Raw genomic sequence first — 6355 nt, 5'->3', positions numbered from 1 at the left:
TTCCGGGCGCAATCAAGCACAGCATCGCTTACGCTTCAAAAGACCGTGACAACGAATCAATCGTAATTGCGGATTCAATCGGCGAAAATATCATGCTTCCTTCTTTGGGCGATCTTTCTCACAAAGGCTTCCTGAACCTCAAAGGCTTGGATACTTTTGCTGACAGGTTCGCACGGCAGATGAGCACAAAAATGACCGGAATCAAACAGTATGTCTCTGAACTTTCGGGCGGTAACAAGCAGAAAGTCGTTCTGGCACGCTGGATTGGCAAAGGCTCTAATATTCTTGTTTTGGACAGTCCTACCCGCGGTATCGATATTAAAGTCAAAGCTGACATCTACGCGCTGATGGGCGAACTTAAAAAGCAGGGAAAATCAATCATCATGATTTCGGAAGAGCTTCCTGAGCTTCTGGGTATGAGTGACCGCATCTTCATAATGAAGGACGGCAAGTTTAATGGTGAATTCAAACGAAACCGTGAACTTGGCGAAAAAGACCTCATTGCAAAGATGATTTAAGTAGGAGAAGGAAAATGACAGGTCAAATTGCAGTTAAAAATATAACAGACGCTGACTTGATAAAAAAGGCTAAAATCAAGCAGATTTTCTCTAACTTCGGGCCTTTATTCGGCTTCGTCGGCCTTTTATTGCTGTTTTCCATCCTGACAGGTGGAAAAATCGTTCAGCCAAAGAACCTCAGCCTCATGCTGAGCCAGGTTTTCGTACTGATGACTTGCTGTTCAGGCGTATTTTTGATTATGACTGTCGGCGGCTTGGACTTTTCTCAAGGCTCAGTCCTCGGTCTCTCATCAATCATATTCTGCTGGGTTTCGATGTACAGCATTCCACTTGCGATAGTCGCTTCTATCGTGTCGGGAGCCGTGATGGGCGCATTCAACGGATTCTTCCATGTAAAGTTCAAGATTGCATCATTCATCGTAACGATGTGTTCTCAGTATTTCTTCCGCTGTTTGTGTAAATACATCACGACAGCAGGCCCGGTTCCGGCAAGCTACAATGTGCTTTCGCTCGACCAGACATGGTTTAAATTCCTTTTGATGGGAATTATTCTTGTCGCTGTGTTCGTTGTATGGCATTTTACGAGAGTTGGTTTTGATTTGAGGGCAATCGGTGCAGGAGAGACAGCCGCAAGATTCTCAGGTTGCCGACCTGATTTCGTAAAATTCCTGGTCTATGTAACGGCAGGCGCAATCACAGGCTTTGCTTCGTTCATCAATGTCGTGCATGTCGGTGCAATCACAGGAACTGCAGGCCGTCAGCTCGAAACTCAGATTTTGATTGCTTTGGTTTTGGGCGGAATGCCGATTTCGGGCGGTGCAAAGGCAAGATTCTCGAACATCATTTTGGGAACTCTCACCTACTGCGTACTTGAAAAATCGCTTCCGATGGTATTCCCGGTTGCAGCCAGCCAGCAGCTCGTAAAAGGAATCATCTTCCTTATCGTAGTAGCCCTGACAATCGACCACGAATCACTCAAAGTCATCAAGTAAACGGAAAGTAGAAAACTGAAAGCGGAAAATTGAGGATTTACCTCTGCCGTTTTCAGTTTTTTATCATTATAGTAAGTTCGTGCTTGTTATAGTTCAGGTGCACGATTTTTGAATTCGGGATTTTTGCGAACTCTGCTATCAAAGGCCAGTCAATCGCACCCTGCATTTTAATTGTGCAGATAATATTCTTTGCCCTGCCCGATTCACGCCACATTTTAATCCATTCAAAAAGTCGCTCCGGGTAGCAGATTACATCGCTCAAAAGCCAGTCGATTTTTTCGCAGTCCAGGATTTTGCAGACTTCATCAGGCTTTAAAGTAAACGCATCGTGTGCCATAAATTTCACATGTTCGTCAGCCATCAGCTCAGGAGCAAGCTCGGCCCTGTCCACGGCCAACACATCCGCCCCAAGCTGACGAAGAACCCATGTCCAGCCGCCGGGACAAGCCCCAGCCTCAAAGCATTTGTCGCCTTCTTTCGGGAAATCAACGCCAAAAAAAGTGTGGTAAAGCGTAAGGCTTTCCTGAATTTTAAGATATGCACGGCTCGGTGGATTCTCGTGGTCTTCCTCAAACTGGATGTTTCCCATTGGAAGAGGCGAATTCGTGACCGCAGAAGCAATCATCGTCTTTTCGTCGAGAAGAGTGTACAATCCCATCGGCGTGTTCGGAATTTCAGCCGGGAATTTTCGGGTCTTCAAATTGATGTAAGGAAGTTTTTCCTGAATGAGGCTCGCCCGCCTGAAAAGCTGGAACTGATAGCCTGCCCAGTTCCGCTGAATGTTCTTAAGGGCAAGGGCTGCATCGCCGATTGAGTCAAATCTTATGAGGACAGGATTGACCATTACGCTCATCGCCCAGTACGGAAGGGAACCGTCATTTTTTTCAAAATATTCCGCCTTAAAATCCGGACAGTAAAGCAAATCCCCGAACCACGAAGAGCCGCCATGAGGTGTAAAAGACATGCCGCCGATTGTTGCTGATTCGATGATTTTTCCGTAACCAAACCTTTGAGCAAGCTCGCTGGTGAGAAGATTTTTCATTTTTGGGAACGCAAGAAAAGCGCACCCGGTCAGTTCTTCAATTTTTGCCATTTTAATTCACTTTATATGAAGAGAGATTCGTTGTCATAGGAAACGATATTTGTTTCATCCTGAGATTTTCGGTCATCTTTAAGCATGTTTATGTATTTTTCGAGGCGGGAGGAGTCTTTTGAATGAAGAATCGAAAATCCTATTGATGTTTTGCCGTCAGAAAAATCAGACCACATCGGCTGCACCATAAGTTCGAGAGGTTCCGCATTAATTCGGGAAAGGCGGATTTGAATGCAGTATTCCTTTTCGTTGTCAATGGTACATGGAGCATTAAATTCGGCCCTGAAACCGGTATTGCTAATGTCAGTCAGAACGCCGCTTACAATACAAAGCTCATCGCAAATCACTCTGGCAAAATCGTTAAAACGCTCTGAATTCCTCTGATTTTTCATAATTTATTTATTATGAAGAAAATATGCGAAAAGTTCAATATTTGAAAAACTTTAAGAAAATTTCAGAAGCCTGCTTGCGGTTACTTTACGACCATGACTTTTCGGGTTTCGTCAATTCCGCTGCCCGACACACGCACGAAATACAATCCGCGGGCAACAGGATTTCCGGCATTGTTTTTTCCGTCCCAATAATAATAGTGAGTGCCGGCCGTGACAATTCCTTTTGAAAGCCGCTTGATTATGTTTCCGTCCAAAGTCATCACGAAGACGTTAAGGTTTCCTTCGCTTTCCATGTTGACTTCAACCGTACATTTTTCTCCGATTCCGGCATCGATTACATTGTTCAAAATCGTGACTCCGCCCCTTTGCTTTGTGATTGAGCTGATGTTGAATGACCACAAATCTATGAAAGAGAAATTTCCGGCCACAATCTGCTCTTTCGGCATTCTGAACGCGTACAGAGGAATTTTTGCAGTTTCAGCATCGCCGTCATGATCGATTTCAATCGGATTTCCATTCGAGTCAAGAATCTTAAAGAAGAACTGATATTCATTTCCGGCCGCAAGTTTGAAATCATCATTTTTCCAGGTCATGTTCCACAAAGAATCCGAACCGTCAACCTTTTCAAAAACAGGCGAACAATTATTTGAGAAAGGACTTGGATTATAGTCCGAGGCAACAGAATCCATCGTACAGTCAAGCCAGATTCGCCAGTCACTTCCAGTAAGGCTGTTGTACCTGTCGCTAATCCATGAAGATTTGAGCGCAGATTTTTTCTCAGCGACAAGGGCAAGTTTTCGGCTTTCACCTTCATCAAATTTGTATTGGAAAACAATGTCATGTCCGCTCAAAAGCCTTGAATCATTTGTAGTTTCGCCAGAAAAATTGTGCACCGCATATCCGTCAAAATCCGTGCTTCCGTAGATTTCCTGCTCGTTCCAGCCGTCATCTTCATTTTGCGCGGCATAAGCATAAATCACATCCACGGCATTTATCGCAAAGTCACTGATTGCATGGCTCGTCAGTGCAGGAATTCCGTTTCCTTCTGAATCCCTGAAATAAGAAGTTTTCAAATCGCCGAAAGGTGTTGAAATCACAGTTCCCTCATCATTTATCTTAAGGAAAAGAGTCTCGACATCAGAAAGGGTAATATCCCTGTTCATTTTAAAGAGGATTGCCGTGCATGAGTCAGAATTCATCGCGACAGAAACATCCTCAATTGAAAGAGAATCAGAAGGAGCCGGCTCTATCGTTATATTTTCCTTGAATTTTCCGACAAGTTCCGGGTCAAGATTAAGAGGCTTCGTGAACACGGCATAGACATAATTTGAGCCGACCGGAGAAAGAACAACCGAGAAAGAAGGCGGCGTAATATCTTTTGCATGAAGAATTTTTGTCGTTGAATAAGATGAATCCGTCTGAATAAGCCTGTTTCCGGCCAAATCAGTTATGTAGCAGAGAGAAGGCGTAAATGTAATCACAAAAGTTGTGCTCAAAGGAAGGAAATTGTCCTCAGAATTGAGCGGAAGTGCAAAATAAGGCTCATCTTCTTTTGTGGAAACAGCTTCCGTGCTTGCACTGAAAAGTGAGCTTTTTACATTCTGATAGAATTCCGTTCCAAAATTGCGGTCGTCGGACTGTACGCTACCAACTTTGTATTTGTACGAGAATGCTGCGGAAGAGCCGGAAAGACTTGAATAGCGGACTCCACCTCGCATGTCAGGCGCATCAATGTATGAATATGAAGAATGGTCATACCAGCCTTTTTTTGAGACCCATTTTAACGCGTCAGAATCATCGAAAGCAGGCTCATTGTCGAAAAGATGGATTTCGATTCGATTGATGCAAGAACTTGTATTTGAATCGACAGTTCCGACAATCTCATAAGTCCGGTTTTCTGTTAAAGTGCCGGCAGAATTCCAGTCCGCGAGTTTTTCAAGATACGGAGCAAAAACAGGCGGCAGACAATCCCACGAGCCGTAAAGTTCGTTTGTAATTGAAGCCGTATTTTTGACAGTCAAAGTTTTAAGGCTGCCGTCTGCATTTGTGGCACCAAGAGAATTTCCAGATTCATCTTTTATGAAAGCATTAGCCTGAACGGTGAAAGTTCCGGTTGGACAAACAGCAGAATCTATGTAGCCCGGCCAGTTGTTAAACGAATCGACAGTTCCATCGACAAAGGCGGCGATTCCAAGCCTGATTCGGCAAGGATAGAAAGTCTCAGCCCCGCCCGATATAAGCGAAAATCTTCTATATAAAGCGTGAGGTTTTGCTGTGTCGGAAGAGCCGGCAGAGCCAGTCTTGTAGCCCGCAACGACTTTTCCTGCGGCAAATGTTCCGAATCCTTCGACTTTGAAGCCAGAAGTTTCGTTCGTGATTGCTCCTCCGTGAGAAGCATCCGAGTCAAAGGCGGCCTGAGCCTGAATATTATTAAGTTTTGACTCATCGGTCTCATTAAAAGCAAAATCTCCGATTGAAACCGGCTCCGAATACTTGAATTCGATAAAATTGTGCGCGTCGTAAGTTTTCTGATTCGCAGCACCTTTAACATGCTCTTCCTGACCAGTGTAGACCGAAACAAGAACAGGCGGCGCATGGTCTTCGGTTGCGGTAAAGGCCTTTGTCGCCAGATAGTTCGCGCTCATCGTGTAGCCGTCCAGCATGAACAAAATGCCTTCCAGAACAGAAATATCGGTTTTGATGTTTGCAGGATTGCGGTTGCCCGAATAATCCGTACTGTCTTCACCACCGGCGTAAGTTGCAGTTGCATCAGAATTCCAGTTTGTATTTCCCTTTAAGTAGCATTTTACAGTATCATCCGTGATTGTCGTAACAGGCTGAGTACAATTAGGGTCAGCAAAGATTCCAGTAAAAGTATTTGATTTTGAGTTATAAGAAATATGCTCCGTATTCGTGATGTCAGCACCGCTCGTCTGGCCAAGAGATTTTATCGGAACATTCATTTCAAGGCAGATTACGCAGTCCGAAACAGAATAAGCCTTCTCGATTTCAACAGATTTGAACTGGAATTTCGTATTGCCGCCACCGTCCGTGACATTCTGGTGATGGAACAAAACTTTTCCCGCAGAATCTTTTGATTCACTAGCCGCCCCAACCCAATTATTCGCCGTACAGTTAGAAACAGTTGAATTGAAAACAACAGCATAAGGTGCGCCCCACATCGTAGAGGTTGCAGATTCAGTTGTATTGAGGACAGGAGCATCGACTTTTGAAGGAAGAGAAAGAGTGAGCGAAGAAAGATCAACTCCGTTCACATAGAAATTGTTCCCGACGGTGAGAGTACCGGAAAGGATGCCAGCTTTTCCATTAGGGGAAGGATAATCAAAATCAGGATAAGCA

At 44.4% G+C, this 6355-nt stretch carries 5 protein-coding genes; 2 read left to right on the top strand and 3 right to left on the bottom strand.

What is annotated here, in order from left to right; all coding sequences use genetic code 11:
- Together IJJ71_RS12435 and IJJ71_RS12430 are read left to right on the top strand one after the other, a co-directional pair.
- Nucleotides 1-518, top strand: a 518-nt coding sequence (locus IJJ71_RS12435; protein WP_296847458.1) for an ATP-binding cassette domain-containing protein, incomplete at its 5' end; no start/stop codon positions are given.
- 14 nt (nucleotides 519-532) lie between these two features.
- A complete protein-coding gene (locus tag IJJ71_RS12430) occupies nucleotides 533-1510 on the top strand; it encodes an ABC transporter permease (RefSeq protein ID WP_296847456.1) in 978 nt (325 codons plus the stop codon).
- A gap of 52 nt (nucleotides 1511-1562) precedes the next feature.
- Here the strand turns inward: IJJ71_RS12430 and IJJ71_RS12425 are convergent, their stop codons facing one another.
- The 3 genes from IJJ71_RS12425 to IJJ71_RS12415 form a co-directional block, all read right to left on the bottom strand.
- On the bottom strand, nucleotides 1563-2603 hold the full coding sequence (locus IJJ71_RS12425; RefSeq protein ID WP_296847454.1) for an SAM-dependent methyltransferase: 1041 nt from the start codon (nucleotides 2601-2603) through the stop codon (nucleotides 1563-1565).
- An 11-nt stretch (nucleotides 2604-2614) separates the two neighbouring features.
- A complete protein-coding gene (locus IJJ71_RS12420; protein WP_296847453.1) occupies nucleotides 2615-2995 on the bottom strand; it encodes a hypothetical protein in 381 nt (126 codons plus the stop codon).
- An 80-nt stretch (nucleotides 2996-3075) separates the two neighbouring features.
- On the bottom strand, nucleotides 3076-6355 hold a 3280-nt coding region (locus IJJ71_RS12415; RefSeq protein ID WP_296847452.1), incomplete at its 5' end, for a FlgD immunoglobulin-like domain containing protein.

Source organism: Treponema sp., from assembly GCF_017430385.1.
GTDB lineage: Bacteria > Spirochaetota > Spirochaetia > Treponematales > Treponemataceae > Treponema_D.
This window is presented reverse-complemented; position numbering and strand designations above follow the sequence as displayed.